Origin of the sequence: Citrobacter sp. Ca225 (genome assembly GCF_030337175.1) — a bacterium.
GTDB lineage: Bacteria > Pseudomonadota > Gammaproteobacteria > Enterobacterales > Enterobacteriaceae > Citrobacter_A > Citrobacter_A amalonaticus.
In genome coordinates, this window is sequence record NZ_JAOWCD010000046.1 from 61011 (window position 1) to 86370 (window position 25360).

The window sequence follows — 25360 nt, forward strand, 5'->3', positions numbered from 1 at the left end:
TTTCTCCTGAAATCAGGCTCTACGATTCTGTAATGCGATAAAGAGGATGAGTACCGCGCCCCAAAGCGCCATCGTCAGATAGCTACTGATCCCCAGCAAGTTAAAGCCGCTTTCCAGCATTTGCAGCACAATCAGCGCCAGCACCAGGCCGATGATACGGCCAAATCCGCCGTCCGGATTGATGCCGCCCAGCACCGAGGCGAGAATAGTGACCAGCAGATAAGACTCACCGTATCCGGCCTTCGCCGAGTTGAATTTCGCCATCATTAAGATTGCGGCCACCCAGCCGAGCAGGGCGGAAATGACGTAGACGGAAATCTGCACCCGAACGGTATTCACGCCGCTGTAGCGGGTCGCCTGTTCGTTGGACCCCATCAGATAAAGACTACGCCCGAGCGTGGTGTGTTCCAGCAATACCCACAGCAGCACCGCAACCACGATGAACAGCAGCAGAGCCACGGGAATACCTGCGAGGGTGGCGTTGCCGAGGTACTGAATTGCTGCCGGGAAGCCAGAAATCACCGTGCCGTTAGAGAGCAAAATGTTCAGCCCAGAGATCAGCGTCATGGTGCCGAGCGTGGCGAGGATCGGTGACACGCCAACCCAGGCGATCAGCGCGCCGTTCAGTGTCCCTATCGCCACGGCGACCGCTGCACCGGCCAGCAGCGCCAGTGCGAGGAACAACGGGTTGTCCGGATGGCTGACGATGACCGCCGCCATCACCAGCGAACAGGCGTTGGCACCGGCAATAATCGACAGGTTAATGCCGCCCGTCAGCATGGTCATCCCCATTCCCAGCGCCAGCATGCCGAGGATCGGTAACTGTGAGCCGATGGACTGGAAGTTTGCGACGCTGAAAAAGCGAGTGCCCAACAGCGCTGAGAAGACGACGGTGACGACGATAATAATCACGCACTGCAGGCGGATGATGGCATCACCGGGTAATACTCTTGCGAACGCTTTCATCTCAAAGCTCCCTTGCCAGTTTGCGTTTTTCGTTCCACGCGGTGGCGCTGATGCTGACCAGGATAATGATGCCGCTGAAAACGGTGTGCCAGTACGAGGAGACGCTGAGCAGCGTCAGACCGTTTTGCAAAAAGGCCAGCAGAATCACCCCCAGCAGCGTTCCGGTCAATGTGCCCCGACCGCCGCTCATGCTGGTGCCGCCGAGCACCACCGCCGCCAGCACCGTCAGCTCAAAACCGAGCAGCGAGTTTGGCGCTACGGACTGGGTGATCTGCGCCTGCACGACGGCGGCGACGCCGGCCAGAATACCCATGTAGCCGTAGACATAGAAATGCAGTTTCAACAGATTCAGCCCGAGGCGGGAGGCGGCGTCACGGTTACCGCCCATCGCGTAAATCTGGCGACCGAGACGGGTGTAGTTCATCAGGATAGCGGTGAAGACGATCACTGCCGCCAGACACAGTAACGGCAGGGTAATACCGTAGTCATAGCCATCTGCCGCGGTGAACGAGAACCAGTTGATACCGTTCATGAACCAGTCCGGGAAGCCGTACAGCCAGGTGCCTTTGGTGGCGTAAACCAGCAGACCGTAATAGACGTTAAGCGTGGCGATGGTGATGATGATAGCGGGCACGCGCAGCCAGTAGACCAGGAAGCCGTTAATCAGCCCGAGCAATAACCCGACGGCGATGGCGATGGTCAGCGCCAGCAGAAAGTTGCCGCCGTGGGCGATCACCCAGCTTGCCATCGCGTATTGCGCTATCGCCGTCATCGCCGGGAACGAAATATCGATTCCGCCGGAGATCAGCACGACAAACAGCCCGCAGGCGAGAATACCGAGAATGGCGTAGCTGGTGGCGACGTCCGTCAGATTACCGAGTGACAGGAACTCGTCAGTGCTGACGCTCAGCCCAACGGCAAGCGCAATCACCAGCAGGCCCAGCCAGAATTCATGGTGCCCGATTAAACGGGAGAGATGAAAGTTATTCATGGATGACCTCGACCACCTCTGCAATGTCTTCTTCACGACAGCGATGCGGATTAAACTCGGCAACCAGCTTTCCGCGACGCATGACCAGTACGCGGTGGCTGTTGTAATACGCTTCCGGGATCTCATCGCAAATCATCAGCACCGCCATGCCTTGTTCCGCTAGATTGCGGGCGATCTGGTAGATCCCCTCTTTGTTGGCGATATCAACCCCCACCGTTGGGGAGTCCAGGATCAGGATATGCGGTTGGGTCGCCACCCATTTGGCGATGGCGATACGCTGGGCGTTGCCGCCGGAGAGCGTTTTGACCGGCAACTGCGGATCGGAAACCTTAATGTTCAGTTCACGGATCAGATCGGCGACCAGCGTTTTGGCTTTCCCGTGATCGAGCAGGCCGCTGCGGGTATGCAGTTTGTCAAAGACCGTGACAATCGTGTTGTCGTAGATCGACTGTTCCATGATCAGCCCCTGGGTCAGGCGATCTTCCGAGACATAGCCGATCCCGTGTCTGATAGCGTCATGGTTGTTGCGCAGTTGAACCGGTTTCCCGTTAATGCGAATTTCCCCGCTGTCCGGATGCGTCATGCCAAACAGACTCAGGCAGAGCTCGGTGCGCCCTGCACCAAGCAGGCCGACAATTGACACGATCTCACCGCTGCGCAGCGACAGGTTGATGTCCTGATATTTTCCTTTGCGGCTCAGGTTGCGCAGTTCCAGCATTGGCTCCTGCTCAACCGGCGGTTTTTCCGGCAGCGGACTGTAGTGGAAGCGTTGACCGGTCATCAGGAATGCCAGTTCATGGCTGTCGAGTTCGCTGGCGGGATACGTCCCCACCAGTTTGCCGTCGCGCATTACGCTGATGCGGTCCGCCACTTCCATCACCTCATCGAGACGGTGGCTGACGAACACCACGCAAATCCCGTCGGCTTTCAGTTCGTTGACCACGCGCAGCAGGCCGTTGACCTCCTGGCGCGTCAGGGAAGCGGTGGGTTCGTCCATAATCACCAGACGCGCGTCGGCGGCAATGGCGCGACAAATCGCGACGAGCTGACGGTCGGCAATGGAGAGTTTTTCCACTTTTTTATCGGGATCGATGCTGACGCCAATCCGCTTCATTGCCGCCAGCGCCTGTTGCTTCATCGTACCGCGCCGCACCCAAATGTCGCCGCCGGGCAGGTAGCGGTTGACGGCAATATTCTCCGCCACGCTGAAGTTAGGAAAGAGGGATAAATCCTGATAGATAACCTGGATGCCGTAATGCGAAGAGAGCTGTGGTGACAACTGGTGAAACAGTTTGCCATCCAGCAGGATCTGCGCTCCTTTTTCCGGCTGATAGACTCCGGAAATCACTTTAATAATGGTGCTTTTACCGCACCCGTTCTGTCCTGCCAGACAGTGAACTTCGCCTTTTTTCAGCGTCAGATTCACATTATCCAGCGCCAGCACGCCCGGGAATTGCTTGCTGATATTCTCAAGAGTGATAAATGCGGTGGTGTCTGTCATGGACAATACCCCTGCGAGCGCCCTGACGGGCGCAGAGTGTTAAGCCTGTTGATAGCGCCGACCAGACGGTCGGCGTTAGGTTTCCCTGGTGGTGGCTGGAGCCTTAGAAACCGAGTGATTGCGCGTTGTCTTTGGTGACTTCGAGGATCTTGTTAAAGCGGATCACTTTCTTCTCCATGTCGACATCGGCTTTCCCTAATCCTTCAATGGTGAGATCTGGCGTGACCTCTTTGCCCTGCAGCAACTGATCTGCCACGGTCACCAGCGCGTAGCCGGCATCTTTTGGATCCCACAGCATCGCTTTTTTGATGTCGCCACGCATCAGATAAGGCGCTGCCTGTGCGGGCATTGCAATCCCCACCACGGCAATTTTATCTTTCGCGCGTTTTTTCTGTACTGCCTGACCGGCACCAATCGGACCCAGCGAACCGAAGCCAATGATGCCCTTCATCTGCGGATAGGTTTTCATCAGGTCCAGCGTCGTGGAGTAGGATTTGTCGATGCTCTCAGCCACCGGCAGACGAGTGGTGACTTCAAACATCTCCGGGTATTTTTCTTTCTGGTACTTGATGGCGTAATCGGCCCAGGCGTTGTGCAACGGCACGGTCAGCGAGCCGACGTAAATGGCATAGCCGCCTTTACCGCCCATATCCTTCGCCAGCTCGTCAACGTTAGCCTGCGCGTACTTCTCGCTGTCGATCGTTTCGATATCCCACTGGCCGATTTGCTGATCTGGCGATTCGTGAGTCAGGACGACAATACCCTTATCGCGCGCTTTTTTAAGCACGGGCTCAAGCACCTTGGCGTCATTAGGTACCACAATGATCGCGTTAACGTTCTTGGCAATGAGATCTTCAATCACTTTTACCTGCTGAGCCGGATCCGGTGTGGAAGGGCCAGTCTGGTAAGCATTCACATCCAGTTTCTTCGCGGCTTCATTCACGCCGGTTTCCATGCGGTTAAACCACGGAATACCGGTGACTTTAGCAACCACAGCGATTTCATATTTTTCTGCCGCAAAGGACGGGCCGGACAACATGCATGCAGAAACCAGGGTTGCACTGAGTAATGCGAGTTTGAATTTCATAGTTGTACCTTTTGTAGGGACCGGGGCATGTCACGAACAGGAGGTTATCAACGAAGGGAAGAGGTAATGAATCTCAAGTTTCATAAATGTGATAAATGCCCATTTTTGTTAATTTATGGGTGTTTTATGGTTAAGTTATAGTTAATTTCAACGATTGAAATGCTTTTTTGGTTAATTTAATTGTTAACAAGTATCGAAAAATGCTTATTTATTTTTACAATTAATTATCAAATTGGCTATTGCACACAGAAAATAACCGCAGCAGGCGTACCGCCCTCAGCGACGAAATCGCAAATCTGAGAACTGAATCGAGTCCAGAAATCAGCGCCCAACATTCCTCATTTCAATGTTATTCTCACGGACAATCCTGCCACGACGATCGTGACTCGCGTGGCCCGTCCTGTTTTTGTGGGGAGTTGATACCATTCATGATACGCGGCGCTTTGCTGGTATTACTCGCATTTTTGACGTCTACGGTGAGTGCACATCCTCACAGTTTTATTCGTCTGAAAACGGAAGTGATCGGCGATAACGGGACTTTTGTGGCGCTGAAGATGCGCTGGACAATGGATGAACTGACCTCTGCCGATCTGCTCTATGATGCGGGCGACGCTCAACCGGGTTCTGAAATCTGGAAGAAGCTGGCGGCGGAAGTGATGGCGAATGTGCTGGGACAGCATTACTTTACCGAAATGTGGCACAACGGGCAGCGCGTTAAATTTAAGAACCGCCCCACGGAATATAGCATGGAGCGTGTTGAGCATCAGGCCGTGCTCACCTTTGTGCTGCCGCTTGCCGAACCGCAACCATTGAGCGGGCAGCGTTACACCTTCTCGACCTTTGATCCCTCTTATTATGTCGATATGAGCTACGAAGAAGATAACGATGCAACGCTATCGTCGGCGTTGCGTGAGCAATGTAAAATCGCCGTGAACACACCGACCCCGAGCGAAGAATCGCTCAGCTTTGCCCAGTCGCTGGATAAAGAAGACGCGCCTCCGGAGGATATGGAACTGGGGAAACAATTTGCACAGACGGTGACGGTCTCATGTCAGTAATATCCACAACCCGCATTCGCGCACGGCGTTGGCTGTCGCTGTGGCCGCTGGCGCTGTTTTTGCTGATTGCAGCGATCGGTGGTGTCTGGCTGTGGTACGCCTGGCCGCAGGTGATGATCAAAAGTATTGTCTGGCAACGGGAGGTGAATCAGCAGATGAGCGTATTGCTGAAGGCCGTTGCCGCCAGTCCAGCCCAGGCGGGTGGGTCATTGCTGCTGTTTAGCTTTTTATATGGTGTGCTGCACGCACTGGGACCGGGGCATGGAAAGGTCGTGATCACCACCTGGCTGGCGACCCATCCTTCAAAGCTTAAGTCGAGCATCGGGCTGACGCTGGCTTCTTCGTTATTGCAGGGGCTGGTGGCAATCGGGCTGGTCGTGGTCGTGCTCAGCATCCTGCAACTGCCGGCGAGACAGTTACATCTGAGCGGTTTCTGGCTGGAGAAGGGGAGCTATGCGCTGGTGGGGATTCTGGGCGTTTTGCTCTGCTGGCGGGCGCTGAAGAAACTGCATGCGCTGCTGCGCAAACCCAGGTTTGTCGCCTTCACGCCACACCATGTGCACCATGAAAACTGTGGCTGCGGGCATCAGCACATGCCGAATCCGGAGCAGATCCACCACGATGATGACTGGCGCGCGCGGCTAATGATTATTCTGTCGATGGGGATGCGTCCCTGTTCCGGGGCGATCATGGTACTGCTGTTCAGCAAAGTCATCGGCGTCTTTGGCTGGGGAATAGTTTCGGCGCTGGCAATGGCGGCGGGAACGTCGCTGACGATTACCTCTCTGGCGCTGCTGGTGCACAGTTTTCGTACGCTGGCAGTCAGGTTGAGCAGCAATCATGCACCGGTACTATGGCGGCAGGTCGGTTGGTTAACGCTGGCGTTAGCCGGTGGCGCAATATTAGTGGTGGCAGCAGGAGTGATGTGGGTGAGTGCGGTGCCAGTGGGAAGGGGATTAAGACCGTTTTGATTTTGCCGGATGGCGTTAGCGCTTATTTGGCCTACTGTTCGCGTAGGCCCGGTAAGCGTTAGCGCCACCGGGCAGTACTGAAATTAACGCTTCATCGCGTCGCTCAGTTCGTCACGCATATTCGCCAGCATCGCTTTTACCACGCGCGGGTTGCCCGCCACGATGTTGCCGGTCGTCATGTAGTTGTGACCACCGGTAAAGTCGCAGACCAGAGCGCCAGCTTCACGGGCGATCAGTTCACCCGCGGCGAAATCCCACGGACGCAGACCAATTTCGAAATAACCGTCAACGCGCGCAGCGGCAACATAGGCCAGATCCAGCGCAGCAGAACCGGTGCGACGGAAGTCAGCACACTCGGTAAACATTTTGCCGAGGATATTCATGTAAGAGGTGGCGTGCTGTTTGGCTTTGAACGGGAAGCCTGTCGCGATAATAGTGCCGTCCAGGTCACGCGCATTGCTGCCGCGCAGACGGTAACCATTCAGCTGTGCGCCCTGACCGCGGGTTGCGGTGAACAGTTCATTACGCATCGGATCGTAAACCACGGCGACTTCAGTGCGGCCTTTAATACGTACGGCGATGGAAACCGCGAAGTGCGGCAGACGTTTTACGAAGTTGGTGGTGCCATCCAGTGGATCGATAACCCATTGAACATCCTGATCGGTACCTTCATGTTCACCGCTTTCTTCGGTGATGATGGTGTGCTGCGGGTAAGATTTGCGGATCGTTTCGATAATAATCGCTTCAGCGGCTTTATCGACGTTGGTCACGAAATCATTGCTGCCTTTCTGGCTGGTTTCTACTGAGTCAGGCGTTTCGTAGTGTTTGGCAATTACATTACCCGCCTTGCGCGCTGCGCGCACGGCGATGGTCAGCATCGGATGCATCGGTCTCTCTCACTGGATGTTAAAGAACGGGAAAACGGCGCAGAGTATAGCAGCGAGATCGGAATATGTCTTCGATTTATGATAATATGGCTGAATAATCTTTAGCTGAAGAAAGACAATGCTGCAAAATATTCGAATCGTGCTGGTGGAAACGTCTCACACCGGCAATATGGGTTCTGTTGCCCGCGCCATGAAAACAATGGGGTTAACCAACCTGTGGCTGGTGAACCCGCTCGTGAAACCTGATTCCCAGGCCATCGCCCTGGCGGCAGGGGCCAGTGATGTGATCGGCAATGCGCAGATCGTCGATACCCTCGATGAAGCGCTGGCCGGATGTAGCCTGGTGGTCGGGACCAGTGCACGTTCGCGTACGCTGCCGTGGCCGATGCTTGACCCGCGCGAATGCGGTTTAAAAAGCGTAGCGGAAGCGGCAAATACCCCCGTGGCGCTGGTGTTTGGTCGTGAACGCGTTGGGCTGACCAATGACGAGCTGCAAAAATGCCATTACCATGTCGCGATTGCGGCGAACCCGGAATACAGTTCGCTGAACCTGGCAATGGCGGTACAGGTCATCGCGTATGAAGTGCGCATGGCCTGGCTGGCGACGCAGCAAAATCCTGATGCGGTCGTGCATGAAGAAGCACCGTACCCGCTGGTAGACGATCTGGAGCGGTTTTACGGTCACCTTGAGCAGACGTTGCTGTCGACGGGGTTTATCCGTGAAAACCATCCGGGACAAGTGATGAACAAGTTGCGCCGTCTGTTTACGCGTGCGCGTCCGGAGAGCCAGGAGCTGAATATTCTGCGTGGAATGCTTGCTTCTATTGAGCAGCAGAATAAAGACAAGTAAGTGCAAACCAGCTGGCAAAGCAAAATGGCACTGAAGGTTAAATACCTGACTAAAACAGTCAAGTAAATAGTTGACTGATTTAGTCGGGAATGTCAGACTTGGCCCTGCTATGCAATACCCCATTTTACAATAAAAAACCCCGGGCAGGGGCGAGTTTGAGGCTAAGTAAGACATGAGACTGACATCTAAAGGGCGTTATGCCGTGACCGCAATGTTGGACGTTGCGCTCAACTCCGAAGCGGGCCCGGTACCGTTGGCTGATATTTCTGAACGTCAGGGAATTTCCCTTTCTTATCTGGAACAGCTGTTCTCCCGTTTGCGTAAAAATGGTCTGGTGTCCAGCGTACGTGGGCCAGGCGGTGGTTATCTGCTGGGTAAAGATGCCGGCAGTATTGCAGTCGGTGAAGTGATTAGCGCTGTTGACGAGTCGGTAGATGCGACACGTTGTCAGGGCAAAGGCGGTTGTCAGGGCGGCGATAAATGCCTGACCCACGCGCTGTGGCGCGATCTGAGCGACCGTCTGACCGGTTTCCTCAACAACATTACGTTAGGTGAACTGGTGAATAACCAGGAAGTCCTGGATGTGTCTGGTCGCCAGCACAGCCACGACGCTCCACGCACAAATCGTGCACAAGACGCGATTGACGTTAAGTTACGCGCTTAATTTAACCGTCCTGTTTCGGGTTGCATCTGCGTTGGCTGCACATGTTCACCCCGCTTACTTTTGTAAGCTCTCGGGGATGCGCATGTTTACCGCCTTGCTGAAACGCGAAACAGTTAGGTTAACGATAAGAAGATTTTCGAGTCAGGCCGGAGCGTTTGCGCTCCGTTAACACGGTCGTACATCCAGCCGGTTGCCTGACTCCTTGCATTGAAGCGATGTACGGAGTTTATAGAGCAATGAAATTACCGATTTATCTCGACTACTCCGCAACCACGCCGGTGGACCCGCGTGTTGCCGAGAAAATGATGCAGTTCCTGACACTGGACGGAACCTTTGGTAACCCGGCCTCCCGTTCACACCGTTTCGGCTGGCAGGCTGAAGAGGCGGTTGATATCGCCCGTAATCAGATTGCCGATCTGGTGGGTGCCGATCCGCGTGAAATCGTCTTTACTTCCGGTGCGACTGAATCCGACAACCTGGCGATCAAAGGTGCAGCCAACTTTTATCAGAAAAAAGGCAAGCACATTATCACCAGTAAAACCGAGCACAAAGCGGTACTGGATACCTGCCGTCAGTTGGAGCGTGAAGGGTTTGAAGTGACCTACCTGGCGCCGCAGAGCAACGGGATTATCGATCTCAAAGAACTGGAAGCGGCGATGCGTGACGACACCATCCTGGTTTCCATCATGCACGTGAATAACGAAATCGGCGTGGTACAGGATATCGCGACTATCGGTGAAATGTGCCGTGCTCGCGGCATCATCTATCATGTTGACGCCACCCAGAGCGTGGGCAAACTGCCTATCGATCTGAGCCAGTTGAAAGTTGACCTGATGTCCTTCTCCGGTCACAAAATTTATGGCCCGAAAGGGATCGGCGCGCTGTACGTTCGTCGTAAACCGCGTATTCGCATTGAGGCACAGATGCACGGCGGCGGTCACGAGCGTGGCATGCGTTCCGGTACGCTGCCTGTCCACCAGATCGTCGGTATGGGCGAAGCCTATCGCATCGCGAAAGAAGAGATGGAAACCGAGATGGCGCGTCTGCGCGGTCTGCGTAACCGTCTGTGGAACGGCGTGAAAGATATGGAAGAAGTCTACCTGAACGGTGACCTTGAGCAGGGCGCACCAAATATCCTCAACGTCAGCTTTAACTACGTTGAAGGCGAGTCGCTGATCATGGCGCTGAAAGACCTCGCGGTCTCTTCCGGTTCTGCCTGTACCTCTGCGAGCCTCGAGCCTTCCTACGTGCTGCGCGCACTGGGAATGACCGACGAGCTGGCACATAGCTCTATTCGTTTCTCTTTAGGTCGTTTTACTACCGAAGAAGAGATTGATTACACCATCGAACTGGTTCGTAAATCTATCGGCCGTCTGCGTGACCTTTCTCCACTGTGGGAAATGCACAAGCAGGGCGTGGATCTGAACAGCATCGAATGGTCACATCATTAATCGGTATCGATAAGGAGAATTCATCATGGCTTACAGCGAAAAAGTAATCGATCATTACGAGAATCCACGTAACGTGGGCTCTTTTGACAACAGCGACGAGAACGTCGGTAGCGGCATGGTGGGTGCACCAGCCTGTGGCGACGTGATGAAGTTGCAGATCAAAGTTAACAATGAAGGTATCATTGAAGACGCGCGTTTCAAGACTTACGGCTGCGGTTCCGCTATCGCCTCCAGCTCCCTGGTTACCGAATGGGTGAAAGGGAAATCACTGGACGAAGCACAGGCGATCAAAAATACCGATATTGCCGATGAGCTTGAGCTGCCGCCAGTGAAAATTCACTGTTCTATTCTGGCAGAAGACGCGATCAAAGCCGCCATTGCGGACTACAAAAGCAAACGTGAAGCAAAATAAGAAGAGTTGAGGTTTTATTATGTCGATTACACTTAGCGACAGTGCAGCAGCGCGAGTAAATACCTTCCTGGCGAACCGTGGTAAAGGGTTTGGCCTGCGTCTGGGCGTGAGAACCTCCGGCTGCTCAGGTATGGCGTATGTACTGGAATTTGTTGATGAACCGGCGGCAGAAGACACCGTGTTTGAAGACAAAGGCGTTAAGGTTGTGGTCGACGGAAAAAGCCTGCAATTTCTGGACGGAACGCAGTTAGACTTCGTGAAAGAAGGTCTGAACGAAGGGTTCAAGTTCACAAACCCGAACGTGAAAGACGAGTGTGGTTGCGGCGAAAGCTTCCACGTGTAACGCGCGTCATCCGAAAACCCCGCCGTGGCCTTGCTACGTGTGGGGTTTGTTCTAACAGGCTACCCCTGAGAATGTTATGGACTACTTCACCCTCTTTGGCTTACCGGCCCGTTATCCGCTCGATATTCAGGCGCTGAGCCTTCGTTTTCAGGATCTGCAACGCCAGTATCACCCTGATAAATTTGCCAGCGGTACCCAGGCGGAACAGCTTGCTGCCGTCCAGCAATCCGCCACTATCAACCAGGCCTGGCAAACGCTGCGCCATCCCCTGATGCGCGCAGAATATCTGCTGTCGCTACACGGTTTTGATCTCAGCAACGAGCAGCACACGGTGCGCGATACCGCGTTCCTGATGGAACAACTGGAACTGCGTGAAGAACTCGATGAGATCGAACAGACGAAAGACGAGGCGCGGCTGGAACAGTTTATTCAGCGCGTGAAAAAGATGTTTGATAGCCGCCATCAGTTGATGGTGGAACAACTGGATAGCGAGACGTGGGACGCCGCGGCCGATACCGTGCGTAAACTGCGTTTTCTCGATAAACTGCGAAGCAGTGCAGAACAACTCGAAGAAAAACTGCTCGATTTTTAAACTTCGGAAGCAATTATGGCCTTATTACAAATTAGTGAGCCTGGTCTGAGCGCAGCGCCACACCAGCGTCGTCTGGCTGCGGGTATCGATCTCGGGACCACCAACTCTCTGGTCGCAACCGTGCGTAGCGGTCAGGCGGAAACGCTGGCCGATCACGACGGTCGTCATCTGCTGCCGTCCGTCGTTCACTATCAGCCGCAGGGCCACACGGTCGGCTATGATGCGCGCGCTAATGCCGCGCTGGATACCGCCAATACTATCAGTTCAGTGAAACGCATGATGGGACGTTCACTGGCGGATATTCAGACTCGCTACCCGCATCTGCCATACCGTTTCCAGGCAAGTGAAAATGGCTTGCCGATGATTGAAACGGCGGCGGGTTTGCTAAATCCGGTCCGTGTTTCAGCCGATGTCCTGAAAGCGTTGGCGGCGAGAGCCTCTGAGTCGCTTTCCGGCGATTTGGATGGCGTGGTGATTACCGTACCGGCGTACTTTGACGATGCACAGCGTCAGGGGACCAAAGATGCCGCACGCCTGGCGGGCCTCCATGTGCTGCGCCTGCTCAATGAACCGACCGCTGCGGCGATTGCCTACGGTCTGGATTCCGGCAAAGAGGGCGTCATTGCAGTGTATGACCTCGGTGGCGGAACGTTTGATATTTCTATTCTGCGCCTGAGTCGCGGGGTGTTCGAAGTGTTGGCGACAGGCGGGGATTCCGCGCTTGGCGGCGATGACTTCGACCACCTGCTGGCGGATTACATCCGTGAACAGGCGGGAATTGCCGATCGCAGCGATAACCGCGTGCAGCGCGAACTGCTGGATGCCGCCATCGCGGCGAAAATCGCGCTCAGCGATACCGAGTCAGTCACGATTAACGTGGCGGGCTGGCAGGGCGAGATTACCCGCGAACAGTTTAATGAACTCATTTCCGCGCTGGTTAAGCGTACGCTGCTGTCCTGTCGTCGTGCCCTGAAAGATGCCGGCGTTGAGGCGCAAGAGGTGCTGGAAGTGGTGATGGTTGGCGGTTCCACGCGCGTACCGCTGGTGCGTGAACGTGTGGGCGAATTCTTCGGTCGCCCGCCGCTGACGTCAATCGACCCGGATAAAGTGGTGGCGATTGGCGCGGCAATCCAGGCGGATATTCTGGTTGGTAATAAACCGGACAGTGAAATGCTGCTGCTCGACGTGATCCCGCTGTCGCTGGGACTGGAAACGATGGGCGGCCTGGTGGAGAAGGTGATTCCGCGTAACACTACGATTCCGGTGGCGCGCGCGCAGGACTTTACTACCTTCAAAGACGGCCAGACCGCGATGTCGATTCACGTCATGCAGGGTGAACGTGAACTGGTGCAGGACTGCCGTTCGCTGGCGCGCTTTGCCCTGCGTGGTATTCCGGCGCTCCCGGCAGGCGGCGCGCATATTCGCGTGACCTTCCAGGTGGATGCTGACGGTCTGCTGAGCGTCACTGCGATGGAAAAATCCACCGGCGTTGAGGCTTCTATTCAGGTGAAACCGTCCTACGGTCTGACCGACAGCGAAATTGCCTCAATGATTCAGGATTCGATGAGCTTTGCCGAGCAGGACGTAAAAGCCCGTATGCTGGCAGAGCAGAAAGTCGAAGCGGCGCGCGTGCTGGAGAGTTTAACCGGCGCGCTGACCGCTGATGCCGCGCTGCTAAGCGCCGCAGAACGTCAATTGATCGACGATGCCGCCGCGCACCTGAGCGAAGTGGCGCTGGGCGATGATGTTGACGCTATCGAACAAGCCATTAAAAACGTAGACAAACAAACCCAGGAATTTGCCGCTCGCCGTATGGATCAGTCGGTCCGTAGCGCGCTGAAAGGCCATTCCGTGGACGAGGTTTAATATGCCAAAGATTGTTATTTTGCCTCATCAGGATCTCTGTCCGGATGGCGCAGTTCTGGAAGCTAAGACCGGTGAAACCATTCTTGACGTTGCGCTGCGCAACGGTATCGAGATTGAGCACGCCTGCGAAAAATCCTGTGCCTGTACGACCTGCCACTGCATTGTGCGTGAAGGTTTTGACTCCCTGCCGGAAAGCACGGAAGAAGAAGACGACATGCTGGATAAAGCCTGGGGACTGGAGCCGGAGAGCCGTTTAAGCTGTCAGGCTCGTGTAACCGGGGATGATTTGGTAGTCGAAATCCCACGTTACACAATCAATCATGCTCGTGAGCATTAACAGAGGGTAGTATGGGACTGAAGTGGACCGATAGCCGCGAAATCGGTGAAGCGCTGTACGATGCGTTCCCCGATCTCGATCCAAAGACCGTTCGTTTCACCGATCTTCATCAGTGGATCTGCGATCTTGAGGAATTTGATGACGACCCTGACGCATCCAATGAAAAAATTCTGGAGGCGATTCTGCTAGTCTGGTTAGATGAAGCAGAGTAAGTCACATAACGGGCTGCCATGAGGCGGCCCGTTTGCTAATAAGGATAAATAACATGACAGAAGCCATGAAAATTACGCTTTCCACACAACCTGCTGACGCACGCTGGGGTGAAAAAGCCACATACAGTATCAATAACGATGGTATTGCCCTGCACCTTAATGGGAAAGATGACCAGGGTCTTATTCAGCGCGCGGCACGTAAAATCGACGGCCTTGGCATCAAGCATGTGCAACTGGCAGGCGAGGGCTGGAATGCAGACCGCTGCTGGTCATTCTGGCAGGGCTACAAAGGGCCGAAAGGCAGCCGAAAAGTAGAATGGCCAGAGCTGGACGACGTACAGCGTCAGGAGCTGGATAACCGTCTGACCATCATTGACTGGGTGCGTGACACCATTAACGCACCGGCGGAAGAGCTGGGGCCAGAGCAACTGGCGCAGCGTGCCGTTGACCTGCTGTGCAGCGTGGCGTGCGATCACGTCTCTTACCGTATTACCAAAGGCGAAGATCTGCGTGAGCAGAACTATATGGGGCTGCATACTGTGGGGCGCGGCTCTGAACGTCCTCCGGTCCTGCTGGCGCTCGACTACAACCCGACAGGAGATAAAGAAGCCCCGGTTTTTGCTTGCCTGGTCGGGAAAGGGATCACCTTTGATTCCGGCGGTTACAGCATCAAGCAGAGTGCCTTTATGGACTCCATGAAGTCCGACATGGGCGGTGCCGCAACGGTAACCGGCGCGCTGGCGTTTGCGATCACGCGCGGTCTGAACAAACGCGTGAAACTGTACCTGTGCTGTGCGGATAACCTGATCAGCGGTAACGCGTTCAAGCTGGGCGATATCATCCACTATCGCAACGGTAAAAACGTCGAAGTGATGAATACCGACGCGGAAGGGCGTCTGGTGCTGGCGGATGGCCTGATTGACGCCAGCGCGCAGAAGCCAGAGCTGATCATTGATGCTGCGACGCTGACCGGAGCCGCGAAAACCGCGCTGGGTAACGACTACCACGCGCTGTTCAGCTTCGATGACCAACTGGCGAACCGTCTGCTGGCAAGCGCAGCCGAAGAAAACGAGGCGTTCTGGCGTCTGCCGCTGGCGGAATTTCATCGCAACCAGTTGCCGTCTAATTTTGCCGAGTTGAACAATACCGGCAGCGCGGCGTATCCGGCAGGGGCGAGCACAGCCGCAGGATTCCTGTCGCACTTTGTGGAAAACTACCAGCAGGGTTGGCTGCATATCGACTGTTCGGCAACCTATCGCAAAGCGCCGGTTGAGCAGTGGTCTGCCGGGGCGACCGGTTTGGGCGTGCGTACAATCGCGAATCTACTGACTGCCTGAAGGGTATTTTTGTAGGCCGGGTAAGCGAGGCGCTCCCCGGCATTTTGCCTGATGGCGACGTCATACGTCTTATCAGGCCTACAATCCATATATTATTTGTGATCTCTATGTCTGAAACAAAAAATGAATTAGAAACCCTGCTGGAGCAGGCGGCGACTGAACCCGCACACCGTCCGGCATTTTTCCGCACCCTGTTGGAATCCACTGTCTGGGTACCTGGTACTGCGGCAGACGGCGAAGCGATTGTCGAAGACAGCGCGCTCGATCTTCAGCATTGGGAAAAAGAAGATGGCACCACCGTTATCCCCTTTTTCACCTCGCTGGAAGCGTTGCAGCAGGCCGTCGAAGATGAGCAGGCGTTTGTGGTGATGCCAGTACGGACGCTGTTTGAAATGACGCTCGGCGAAACGCTGTTCCTCAACGCCAAATTGCCGACTGGTAAAGAGTTTATGCCTCGCGAAATCAGCCTGCTGATGGGGGAAGAGGGCAATCCACTGAGCACGCAGGAAGTGCTGGAAGGTGGGGAATCGCTGATTCTCTCCGAAGTGGCTGAACCACCAGCACAGATGATCGATTCGCTCACGACGCTGTTTAAGACCATCAAGCCGGTGAAGCGTGCGTTTCTCTGCTCAATTAAAGAGCGCGCGGACGCTGAGGCAAATCTGCTGATTGGTATTGAGGCCGATGGCGATATTGAGGAGATTATTCAGGCTGCGGGCAGTGTGGCAACTGATACGCTACCGGGCGATGAACCGATCGATATCTGTCAGGTGAAAAAAGGGGAGAAAGGGATCAGCCACTTTATCACCGAACACATCGCGCCGTTCTACGAACGCCGCTGGGGCGGGTTCCTGCGTGATTTCAAACAGAACCGAATTATTTAAGTGAAGGAAAGCCGCCCCGAAAGGCGGCATCCTCGCTTACCTGCCCTGGTCGCTGGTCTTTACGAGAACAGAATTACTGGGGTAACTCTGGTCTGCGTGAAGGCACAACACACCAGAAACAAGAAGCACGATAAAGACGTACCGTATCTTCATTGTGCGGTCCATGCAAAGACCGCTTCACGACAGCACCACTGGCAATAATGCCGTGACAGCAAGCACTACGACATGCCTGCGCTAACGGACATGGGACATCCTTTTCTGAAGCCAGTGCCCGCTTGCGAGGCGGCGAAAAGGGCCGGGAAGAATGATACATCAACTTCCTAATAGTTTCCTGGCTAACTAACTTGACATTATTTTCCTTAAAAGAGAGTATTACCCCACTACGGCATGCCTGCGTTGCTATGGCAACACAGCCAGCTGGAAAGGCCGCGAACCGGACCAGCACAAAAAAACCGCTCAAATGTTTGAGCGGTTTTTTTGTGGGCGAAGCTGACTAAGACATCAGAATTTATTTAGCGTCAGCCGGTTCTACCGGTAAATCGGTACGCGATCCCCATTCACTCCACGCGCCGTCGTACAACGTGACGTCTGGCACGTCCAGCGTCGCAAGCGCCAGCACGACGACGGCTGCCGTCACGCCAGAACCACAACTGGCGATAATCGGACGATCAAAACTGACGCCGTGGCGAAAGAAGATGGCATCCAGTTCGTCGGTTGTTTTCAATTCGCCTTCCTGAACCAGTTCTGTCCACGGCACGTTTAAGGCGCCGGGTATATGACCGCGTCTGAGACCTGGACGCGGCTCGTCGACTTCAGCATTAAAACGTGCTGCCGGGCGGGCATCGACAATCTGTGCGCTTTTCTCATGGCTGGCGAGCAGGACGTCGGTGACGCGCACGACGGCTTCAGAGGTAAACGCTGCATCAAACTCACCTTCCGGGAGTTCGACGTTACCTTCCTGTAGCGGCAACTCATCACGTTGCCAGCCCGCCAGACCACCACCCAGAATGGACACGTTCTCCACGCCAAAGGTGCGCAGCATCCACCACGCGCGCGGGGCGGAGAACAGACTACCCTCGTCATACACGATCAGATGTTTATCCTGATGTACCCCCAGCTCACGCATCGCCACGGCGAAGCTTTCCGGGCGTGGCATCATATGCGGCAGAGGTGAAGTGTGGTCGGAGAGCGCTTCGATATCGAAAAACACCGCACCCGGGATATGTCCCGAGCGATACTCTTGCGCAACGTCGCGGTCTTCCTGTCCTGGCGGCGCCATGCGGGCGTCGATAATTTGAATCTGCGGATCGTCAATATGCTCGGCAAGCCAGTCGGCGGCGACAAAAAAGGCGGTAGTCATGGGGATCTCCATGTTTATCAGGTGTCCGGTAAATTGTCAGGCCTTTGCCGACAGGGGACAAGTAAAAGAGGCTGATTTGTCCGGTGATCCCACATTTCTTAATTAAATTCAGACAAGATGGGAGGGGAAAGAGACTTACACAAAGTGAAATCTCACGCATAATAACGATTCTACGTTGCTAACGGGCCATACTGGCCAGGGATGAAAAATGAAACACATACGCGTAGTCGCCTGCATGCTCATGCTGGCGCTGGCTGGGTGCGACAACAACGATAAAGCTCCGATAGCGGCAAAAAACGACGCTCCCGCCGCACAACCCGCGGCGGAAAAGAAAGCAGAAAAAGATACCGCGCAGTTGCAGAAACTGGCCCGAGAAAGCGAGGGCAAAGCGCTGACGCTGCTGGATGTCTCAGAGGTGCAACTGGACGGTGCATCGACGCTGGTGTTGACCTTTTCCATCCCGTTAGATCCTGAACAGGATTTTGCCCGTCTCGTCCACGTGGTGGATAAAAAAAGCGGCAAAGTCGATGGCGCATGGGAACTGTCGCCGAATCTGAAAGAGCTGCGTTTACGCCACCTGGAACCGAATCGTGACCTGCTGGTGACCATTGAGCGCGATCTCAGGGCGCTGAACAACGCGACCTTCGAAATCAACTATGAGAAAAGCCTCACCACGCGTGATATTCAACCCAGCGTGGGTTTTGCCAGCCGTGGTTCACTGCTGCCGGGGAAAGTGGTGGAAGGGCTGCCCGTGATGGCGCTCAACGTGAACAACGTAGACGTTAACTTTTTCCGCGTGAAACCTGAATCGCTGGCAGCCTTTGTCAGTCAGTGGGAGTACCGGAATTCGATGTCCAACTGGGAGTCCGACAATCTGCTGAAAATGGCGGATTTGGTCTATACCGGTCGCTTTGATCTCAATCCTGCGCGTAACACCCGCGAAAAACTTCTTCTGCCGCTGAGCGAGATTAAGCCGTTGCAGCAGGCCGGTGTCTACGTTGCGGTGATGACCAAAGCCGGGCAGTACGAGTACAGCAACGCCGCAACGTTGTTCACGCTCAGCGACGTCGGCGTATCGGCACATCGCTATCAGAACCGGCTCGATGTGTTTACGCAAAGTCTGGAGAATGGTGCCGCGCAGCAGGGGGTAGATGTCGCTTTGCTGGATGAAAAAGGACAGACCCTGGCGAAAGCGACCAGCGATGCGAAAGGCCATGTACAGCTTGAAAATCACCAGAATGCCGCGCTGTTGCTGGCGCGTAAAGAGGGGCAAACCACGCTGCTGGATCTGAAACTCCCGGCGCTGGATTTAGCAGAATTCGACATCGCGGGGGATCCCGGCTACAGCAAACAGTTCTTTATGTTTGGCCCGCGCGATCTCTACCGTCCTGGCGAGACGGTGATCCTTAACGGTCTGCTGCGTGACAGCGATGGCAAGACGCTGCCCGATCAGCCAGTGAAACTGGAGGTCGTTAAACCGGACGGCCAGGTGATTCGTACTGTCGTCAGTCAACCGGATAACGGGTTGTATCACTTTACTTATCCGCTGGACAGCGGTGCGCCAACCGGAATGTGGCACATTCGCGCCAACACGGGCGATAACCAAAGCCAGATGTGGGATTTCCACGTTGAAGATTTCATGCCGGAGCGAATGGCGTTAAATCTCACCAGTCAGGAAACGCCTTTGTCGCCGTCTGATAAGGTGACGTTCTCGGTGGCGGGCTACTACCTCTACGGCGCCCCGGCGAATGGCAATGCGCTGCAAGGGCAGCTGTACCTGCGCCCACTGCGTGATGCCGTGCCGTCACTGCCCGGCTTCCAGTTTGGCAATATTGCCGAGGAGAACCTGTCGCGCAGTCTCGATGAAGTCCAACTGACGCTGGATGAAACCGGGCGTGGTGACATCAGCACCAATAGCGAGTGGCGTGAGACCCACTCACCGTTGCAGGTGATATTGCAGGCCAGCCTGCTGGAGTCCGGTGGTCGTCCAGTTACGCGTCGCGCTGAGCAGGCGATCTGGCCGGCTGACACATTACCGGGTATCCGCCCGCAATTTGCCGTTAAAGCGGTGTATGACTACCGCACCGATACTACGGTGAATCAGCCGATTGTTGATGAAGACAGCAACGCCGCTTTTGACATTGTCTATGTCGATGCCCAGGGAGAGAAGAAAGCGGTCTCCGGGTTACAGGTGCGTTTGATTCGTGAGCGTCGCGACTACTACTGGGACTGGCTGGAAAGCGAAGGCTGGCAGTCGCGCTTTGATCAAAAAGATCTGGTGGAAGGTGAGCAGACGCTGGATCTGAAAGCCGATGAAACCGGCAAAGTGACATTCCCGGTCGAATGGGGTGCCTACCGACTGGAAGTGAAAGCGCCAAACGATGCGATCAGTAGCGTCCGTTTCTGGGCAGGTTACAGTTGGCAGGATAACAGTGATGGCAGCGGGGCGGCTCGGCCGGATCGCGTGACATTGAAGCTGGACAAACCGGCCTATCGTCCGGGCGACACCATGAAGCTACATATTGCAGCACCGGCGGCGGGGAAAGGCTATGCGATGGTAGAATCCAGTGAAGGTCCGCTGTGGTGGCAGGAAATTGATGTCCCGGCACAGGGGCTGGAGCTCTCCATTCCGGTCGATAAATCGTGGAATCGCCACGATCTCTACCTGAGCACGCTAGTGGTGCGTCCGGGAGATAAATCTCGTTCTGCAACGCCGAAACGTGCCGTAGGCTTGCTGCATTTACCGCTGGGAGACGAAAACCGACGTCTGGAGCTGGCGCTGGAAAGTCCGGCTAAAATGCGTCCGAACCAGCCGCTGACCGTGAAGATCAAGGCCAGCAGTAAAAACGGCGAGACGCCAAAACAGGTTAACGTCCTGGTGTCGGCAGTGGATAGCGGCGTGTTGAACATTACCGATTACGTTACGCCGGATCCGTGGCAGGCCTTCTTTGGACAAAAACGCTACGGCGCGGATATTTATGACATTTATGGTCAGGTGATTGAGGGCCAGGGGCGTCTGGCCGCACTGCGCTTTGGCGGTGATGGCGATGAACTGAAGCGCGGCGGTAAACCGCCGGTCAACCATGTAAATATCGTGGCGCAGCAGGCGCAACCGGTCACGCTCAATGAGCAGGGTGAAGGCAGTGTGACGTTACCGATTGGCGATTTTAATGGCGAGCTGCGCGTGATGGCGCAGGCGTGGACGGCGGATGACTTTGGCAGCAATGAAAGCAAAACTATTGTCGCCGCCCCGGTCATTGCTGAGCTGAATATGCCGCGCTTTATGGCCGGTGGCGATACCTCGCGACTGGTGCTGGACGTGACCAACCTTACCGATCGACCACAGTCACTGAACGTGACGCTGGCCGCCAGCGGACTGATCGAACTGGTCAGCGACCAGCCTGCGCAGGTCAATCTGGAGCCGGGCGTGCGCACGACCTTGTTTGTTCCTGTTCGTGCAAAAGAAGGATTTGGTGATGGTGAGCTGCAGGCGACGTTAAGTGGATTGAACGTGCCGGGAGAAGACATCGGACCGCAGCAAAAGCAGTGGAAGATTGGCGTACGTCCGGCATTCCCGGCGCAAACGGTCAATAACGGCGTGATGCTGCAACCGGGGGAAAGCTGGACCCTTCCTGAAGAAGAGGTGATGAACTTCTCGCCGGTGACGGTACAGGGCCAACTGTTGTTCAGTGGTAAACCGCCGTTAAATCTGGCGCGCTATATTCGCGAACTGAAGGCGTATCCATACGGCTGTCTGGAACAAACCACCAGTGGCCTGTTCCCGTCGCTTTATACCAATGCCGCGCAGCTACAAGCGCTGGGCATCGCGGGTGATACCGACGAGAAGCGTCGTGCGGCAATCGAAACCGGGATTGCCCGCCTGTTACAAATGCAGCGTGATAACGGTGGTTTCGCGCTGTGGGACAAAAATGGTCCGGAAGAGTACTGGCTGACCGCCTATGCGATGGATTTCCTGGTTCGGGCGGGTGAGCAGGGCTATAGCGTTCCAGCGGCGGGGATCAATCAGGGCAATGCGCGCCTGCTGCGATACCTGCAGGATCCGGGAATGATGTCGATTCGCTACTCCAGCGATACGCAGGCAAGCAAATTTGCCGTGCAGGCTTATGCCGCGCTGGTCCTGGCGCGGCAGCAAAAAGCCCCACTTGGCGCGCTGCGCGAGATCTGGGAACGGCGCAGTCAGGCGGCATCCGGCTTACCGCTGCTGCAATTAGGTATAGCGTTGAAAACGATGGGGGACGCGAAACGGAGTGACGATGCGGTTGCGCTGGCGCTCTCCACACCGCGTCACGATGAACGTCAGTGGCTGGCTGATTACGGTAGTCCGCTTCGCGATAATGCCCTGATGCTGGCGCTGCTGGAAGAAAATAACCTTAAGCCGGACGTCCAGAACTCGCTGCTGAACACGCTCTCTGAACAAGCGTTTAGTCAGCGCTGGCTGTCAACGCAGGAGAATAATGCGCTGTTCCTGGCAGCCCGTTCGCTGCAGGATCTACCCGGTACCTGGCAGGCGCAGACTTCTCTTGCGGAGCAACCGCTGACGGGCGATAAAGCGCAAACCCGTAATCTGGATGCCGATCAACTTGCGGCGTTGCAGGTGACGAATAACGGTGCTCAACCGATGTGGTTGCGCCTGGACGTGAGCGGCTATCCACAATCGGCTCCGGCACCTGCCAGCAATGTGCTGCAGATTGAGCGTCATATTCTGGGCAGTGACGGGCAGAGCAAATCGCTGGATTCCCTGCGTAGTGGTGAACTTGTTCTGGTCTGGCTGGAAGTGAAAGCCAGTCAGGATGTACCGGATGCGTTGGTGGTGGATCTGCTGCCAGCCGGGCTGGAACTGGAAAACCAGAATCTGGCAAACGGTAGCGCCAGCTTGCAGGACAGCGGCAGCGAGGTGCAAAACCTGCTCAATCAAATGCAGCAGGCAGATATTCAGCACGTTGAGTTTCGGGATGACCGCTTTGTTGCCGCCGTGGCCGTGAATAGTGGACAGCCGGTGACGCTGGTCTATCTGGCGCGAGCGGTGACGCCGGGAACCTATCAGGTGCCGATGCCCATGGTAGAATCGATGTATGTTCCACAATGGCGGGCGACCGGTGTAGCCGGGGACATTCTGATTGTTAAGCCGTAAATGGGGCTATTAACCGGCAAACGCGGCGGTTGGCTTTGGCTGACCGCCGCGTCTGTTTTACTCGTTTGCGCCGTCTGGGTGGCAGATAAAATCTGGCCGCTGCCTTTACGTGAGGTCAATCCGGCGCGAGTGGTCGTGGCCCATGACGGAACGCCACTGTGGCGGTTTGCTGACGCGGATGGCATCTGGCGCTATCCGGTAACGCCTGAAGAGGTCTCTCCGCGTTATCTTGAGGCGCTCATTAACTACGAAGACCGCTGGTTCTGGAAACATCCGGGGGTAAACCCTCTCTCCATTCTTCGTGCCGCCTGGCAGGATCTCTCCTCCGGACGGGTGATTTCTGGCGGCAGTACGCTGACCATGCAGGTAGCGCGATTACTCGATCCACATCCCCGCACTTTTGGCGGTAAGTTTCGCCAGCTCTGGCGCGCTCTGCAGCTCGAATGGCATCTCTCAAAACGCGACATCCTGACGCTGTACCTCAATCGTGCGCCGTTTGGCGGCACGTTGCAGGGAATTGGCGCGGCCAGTTGGGCCTATCTCGGAAAACCTCCGTCACAGCTCAGTTACTCTGAAGCCGCGTTACTGGCGGTATTACCGCAAGCACCGAGTCGACTGCGCCCTGATCGCTGGCCGGATCGGGCAGAAGCTGCGCGCAACAAAGTGCTTGAGCGGATGGCAATGCAGGGGATTTGGTCGCCGCACCAGGTGGAGGAATCACGTGAAGAGCCGGTCTGGCTGACGCCTCGCCAGATGCCGCAACTGGCACCGCTGTTCTCGCGGATGATGTTGGGTAAAAATCAAGGCGACAAAATTGTCACCACCCTGGATGCCGGGCTGCAACGACAGCTGGAAGAGCTGGCACAAAACTGGAAGGGCAGGCTGCCAGCGCGAAGTTCGCTGGCGATGATCGTCGTCGATCACACTGACATGAGCGTGCGTGGCTGGGTCGGTTCGGTCGATCTGAATGATGCCACGCGTTTCGGTCATGTGGATATGGTCAAGGCGATTCGATCGCCCGGTTCCGTGCTTAAGCCTTTTGTCTATGGGCTGGCGCTGGATGATGGATTAATCCACCCGGCGTCTTTATTGCAGGATGTACCGCGCCGTAGTGGGGATTATCGTCCTGGTAATTTTGACAGCGGTTTTCATGGCCCTGTCAGTATGAGCGAAGCGCTGGTGCGCTCGCTGAATTTACCTGCGGTACAGGTGCTTGAGGCCTACGGTCCGAAGCGTTTTGCCGCACAATTACGTAATAGTGGACTGCCGCTGTACTTGCCTGCGGGCGCGACTCCTAATTTGTCGCTTATTTTGGGGGGCGCAGGCGCGCGGCTTGAGGATATGGTCGCGGCGTACAGCGCTTTTGCTCGCCACGGCAAAGCGGGAAAATTGCGTTTGCAGCCGGGCGATCCCCTTGTCGAACGCAGACTGATGTCGCCCGGTGCGGCGTGGATCATCCGGCGTATTTTGGCCGATGAAGCGCAGCCGCTGCCGGATAGCGCGCTTCCCCGGGTGGCCCCGTCGGCATGGAAAACGGGCACCAGCTATGGCTATCGCGATGCGTGGGCGATTGGCCTCAATGCTCGCTATGTCATCGGTATCTGGACGGGCAGACCGGACGGTACGCCCGTTGCCGGACAGTTCGGTTATGCCAGTGCAATCCCGCTGCTCAATCAGGTAAACAACCTGCTCTTAGCCCGTGGCGCCTCGCTGCCGGAAGATCCGCGCCCGCAGTCGGTCACCCGTGGCGTTGTGTGCTGGCCTGGCGGGCAGTCTCTTCCCCCTGGTGACAGCAATTGTCGGCGTCGTCTGGCCACCTGGCTGCTGGAAGACGTGCAGCCGCCCACGCTGTTGCTGCCGGAGCAGGAAGGGGTGAGCGGTATTCGTTTCCCGATCTGGCTGGATAAGGCAGGCCGACGCGTTGCCGCAGATTGTCCGCAGGCGCAAGAACAAATGCTGATTGTCTGGCCGTTGCCGCTTGAACCGTGGTTGCCCGCCGCTGAGCGTCGCCGTGCGCGCTTGCCGTTATCCTCAACGGTGTGTCCGCCGCACGGGCAGGATCCCGCATTACCACTGTTGCTGTCTGGCGTGCGTGATGGCGCAATCGTCAGACGTTTACCGGGGGCTACAGAGGCGAGCGTAACGCTTCAGAGCAGCGGCGGCACAGGAGAGCGCTGGTGGTTCCTTAATGGCGAACCGCTACAAGAACGTGGGCGCGGTGTCACGTTACGTCTGCGCGAAAAAGGTGACTATCAGCTACTGGCGATGGATGAGAGCGGGCAGGTTGCGACGGTGAGGTTTACGTTGCAGTAGACCAGGTTGACACTTTTTGTTGCTAATGCTCATCTTATTTTAAAAAAATGTTACCTTCATCCATATGCAATAGCCGGGATGCTCTTTATAATCCGCGCCAGGTAAAACACAACAGAACATCTTTCA

At 55.7% G+C, this 25360-nt stretch carries 22 protein-coding genes; 15 read left to right on the plus strand and 7 right to left on the minus strand.

Features of this window, described 5'->3' with window-relative positions:
- Window positions 1–12: 12 nt before the first annotated feature.
- The 4 genes from OGW13_RS02300 to OGW13_RS02315 all read right to left on the minus strand — a co-directional run bounded on the left by OGW13_RS02300 (window position 13) and on the right by OGW13_RS02315 (window position 4545).
- Window positions 13–966 (minus strand): ABC transporter permease, encoded by a 954-nt coding sequence (locus OGW13_RS02300; protein WP_054176539.1) that lies wholly within the window; start codon window positions 964–966, stop codon window positions 13–15.
- Window position 967: 1 nt separating this feature from the next.
- Entirely contained in the window at window positions 968–1957 is a 990-nt protein-coding gene (locus OGW13_RS02305; protein ID WP_044253103.1) for an ABC transporter permease, read from the minus strand.
- Window positions 1950–3458 carry a sugar ABC transporter ATP-binding protein gene (locus OGW13_RS02310; RefSeq protein WP_044264914.1) on the minus strand — a complete coding sequence of 503 codons (1509 nt, stop codon included), beginning with the start codon at window positions 3456–3458 and terminating at the stop codon, window positions 1950–1952. Before OGW13_RS02310 ends, OGW13_RS02305 begins: the two co-directional genes overlap by 8 nt.
- Before the next feature lie 103 nt (window positions 3459–3561).
- Complete coding sequence (locus OGW13_RS02315) at window positions 3562–4545, minus strand: autoinducer 2 ABC transporter substrate-binding protein (RefSeq protein WP_042999813.1); 984 nt, start codon at window positions 4543–4545, stop codon at window positions 3562–3564.
- 428 nt (window positions 4546–4973) lie between these two features.
- Between OGW13_RS02315 and OGW13_RS02320 the strand changes: the two genes are divergently transcribed.
- Both OGW13_RS02320 and OGW13_RS02325 read left to right on the plus strand, forming a co-directional pair.
- Window positions 4974–5603, plus strand: a complete 630-nt coding sequence (locus tag OGW13_RS02320; RefSeq protein WP_054176540.1) for a DUF1007 family protein — start codon at window positions 4974–4976, stop codon at window positions 5601–5603.
- Window positions 5594–6574 carry a nickel/cobalt transporter gene (locus OGW13_RS02325; protein WP_061069776.1) on the plus strand — a complete coding sequence of 327 codons (981 nt, stop codon included), beginning with the start codon at window positions 5594–5596 and terminating at the stop codon, window positions 6572–6574. Before OGW13_RS02320 ends, OGW13_RS02325 begins: the two co-directional genes overlap by 10 nt.
- A gap of 83 nt (window positions 6575–6657) precedes the next feature.
- On the opposite strand, the gene suhB is transcribed toward OGW13_RS02325, so the two are convergent.
- Window positions 6658–7461, minus strand: a complete 804-nt coding sequence (gene suhB / locus OGW13_RS02330) for an inositol-1-monophosphatase (RefSeq protein WP_287115563.1) — start codon at window positions 7459–7461, stop codon at window positions 6658–6660.
- A 118-nt stretch (window positions 7462–7579) separates the two neighbouring features.
- Here suhB and trmJ point away from each other — a divergent pair, with 118 nt between their 5' ends.
- The 11 genes from trmJ (at window position 7580) to sseB (ending at window position 16409) form a co-directional block, all read left to right on the plus strand.
- Window positions 7580–8311 carry a tRNA (cytosine(32)/uridine(32)-2'-O)-methyltransferase TrmJ gene (trmJ, locus tag OGW13_RS02335; protein ID WP_042999817.1) on the plus strand — a complete coding sequence of 244 codons (732 nt, stop codon included), beginning with the start codon at window positions 7580–7582 and terminating at the stop codon, window positions 8309–8311.
- A 172-nt stretch (window positions 8312–8483) separates the two neighbouring features.
- Window positions 8484–8975, plus strand: coding sequence for a Fe-S cluster assembly transcriptional regulator IscR (gene iscR / locus OGW13_RS02340; protein WP_042317591.1), 492 nt, complete (start codon window positions 8484–8486; stop codon window positions 8973–8975).
- 236 nt (window positions 8976–9211) lie between these two features.
- Window positions 9212–10426, plus strand: coding sequence for a cysteine desulfurase (gene iscS / locus OGW13_RS02345; RefSeq protein WP_042999818.1), 1215 nt, complete (start codon window positions 9212–9214; stop codon window positions 10424–10426).
- 25 nt (window positions 10427–10451) lie between these two features.
- Window positions 10452–10838 (plus strand): Fe-S cluster assembly scaffold IscU, encoded by a 387-nt coding sequence (gene iscU / locus OGW13_RS02350; RefSeq protein WP_002913991.1) that lies wholly within the window; start codon window positions 10452–10454, stop codon window positions 10836–10838.
- Between the two features lie 19 nt (window positions 10839–10857).
- The gene (gene iscA / locus OGW13_RS02355) at window positions 10858–11181 is read left to right on the plus strand and encodes an iron-sulfur cluster assembly protein IscA (protein WP_003037681.1); all 324 of its coding nucleotides are present in this window, start codon (window positions 10858–10860) and stop codon (window positions 11179–11181) included.
- A gap of 76 nt (window positions 11182–11257) precedes the next feature.
- Window positions 11258–11773 (plus strand): co-chaperone HscB, encoded by a 516-nt coding sequence (gene hscB, locus OGW13_RS02360; RefSeq protein WP_042999820.1) that lies wholly within the window; start codon window positions 11258–11260, stop codon window positions 11771–11773.
- A gap of 15 nt (window positions 11774–11788) precedes the next feature.
- Window positions 11789–13639 carry a Fe-S protein assembly chaperone HscA gene (gene hscA / locus OGW13_RS02365; protein ID WP_042999821.1) on the plus strand — a complete coding sequence of 617 codons (1851 nt, stop codon included), beginning with the start codon at window positions 11789–11791 and terminating at the stop codon, window positions 13637–13639.
- Between the two features lies 1 nt (window position 13640).
- Window positions 13641–13976, plus strand: coding sequence for an ISC system 2Fe-2S type ferredoxin (gene fdx / locus OGW13_RS02370; RefSeq protein ID WP_042999822.1), 336 nt, complete (start codon window positions 13641–13643; stop codon window positions 13974–13976).
- 11 nt (window positions 13977–13987) lie between these two features.
- On the plus strand, window positions 13988–14188 hold the full coding sequence (gene iscX, locus OGW13_RS02375) for a Fe-S cluster assembly protein IscX (RefSeq protein WP_042999823.1): 201 nt from the start codon (window positions 13988–13990) through the stop codon (window positions 14186–14188).
- A 53-nt stretch (window positions 14189–14241) separates the two neighbouring features.
- Window positions 14242–15525, plus strand: a complete 1284-nt coding sequence (pepB, locus tag OGW13_RS02380; protein WP_042999824.1) for an aminopeptidase PepB — start codon at window positions 14242–14244, stop codon at window positions 15523–15525.
- A gap of 107 nt (window positions 15526–15632) precedes the next feature.
- On the plus strand, window positions 15633–16409 hold the full coding sequence (sseB, locus tag OGW13_RS02385; RefSeq protein WP_042999825.1) for an enhanced serine sensitivity protein SseB: 777 nt from the start codon (window positions 15633–15635) through the stop codon (window positions 16407–16409).
- Between the two features lie 36 nt (window positions 16410–16445).
- On the opposite strand, the gene timP is transcribed toward sseB, so the two are convergent.
- Both timP and sseA read right to left on the minus strand, forming a co-directional pair.
- The gene (gene timP / locus OGW13_RS25665) at window positions 16446–16574 is read right to left on the minus strand and encodes a small toxic inner membrane protein TimP (protein WP_353622472.1); all 129 of its coding nucleotides are present in this window, start codon (window positions 16572–16574) and stop codon (window positions 16446–16448) included.
- 343 nt (window positions 16575–16917) lie between these two features.
- Window positions 16918–17769, minus strand: a complete 852-nt coding sequence (gene sseA / locus OGW13_RS02390) for a 3-mercaptopyruvate sulfurtransferase (protein WP_044264898.1) — start codon at window positions 17767–17769, stop codon at window positions 16918–16920.
- A gap of 208 nt (window positions 17770–17977) precedes the next feature.
- Here sseA and OGW13_RS02395 point away from each other — a divergent pair, with 208 nt between their 5' ends.
- On the plus strand, window positions 17978–22921 hold the full coding sequence (locus OGW13_RS02395; RefSeq protein WP_287115565.1) for an alpha-2-macroglobulin family protein: 4944 nt from the start codon (window positions 17978–17980) through the stop codon (window positions 22919–22921).
- A complete protein-coding gene (gene pbpC, locus OGW13_RS02400; RefSeq protein WP_287115566.1) occupies window positions 22922–25234 on the plus strand; it encodes a peptidoglycan glycosyltransferase PbpC in 2313 nt (770 codons plus the stop codon).
- The last annotated feature ends 126 nt before the right edge of the window (window positions 25235–25360 follow it).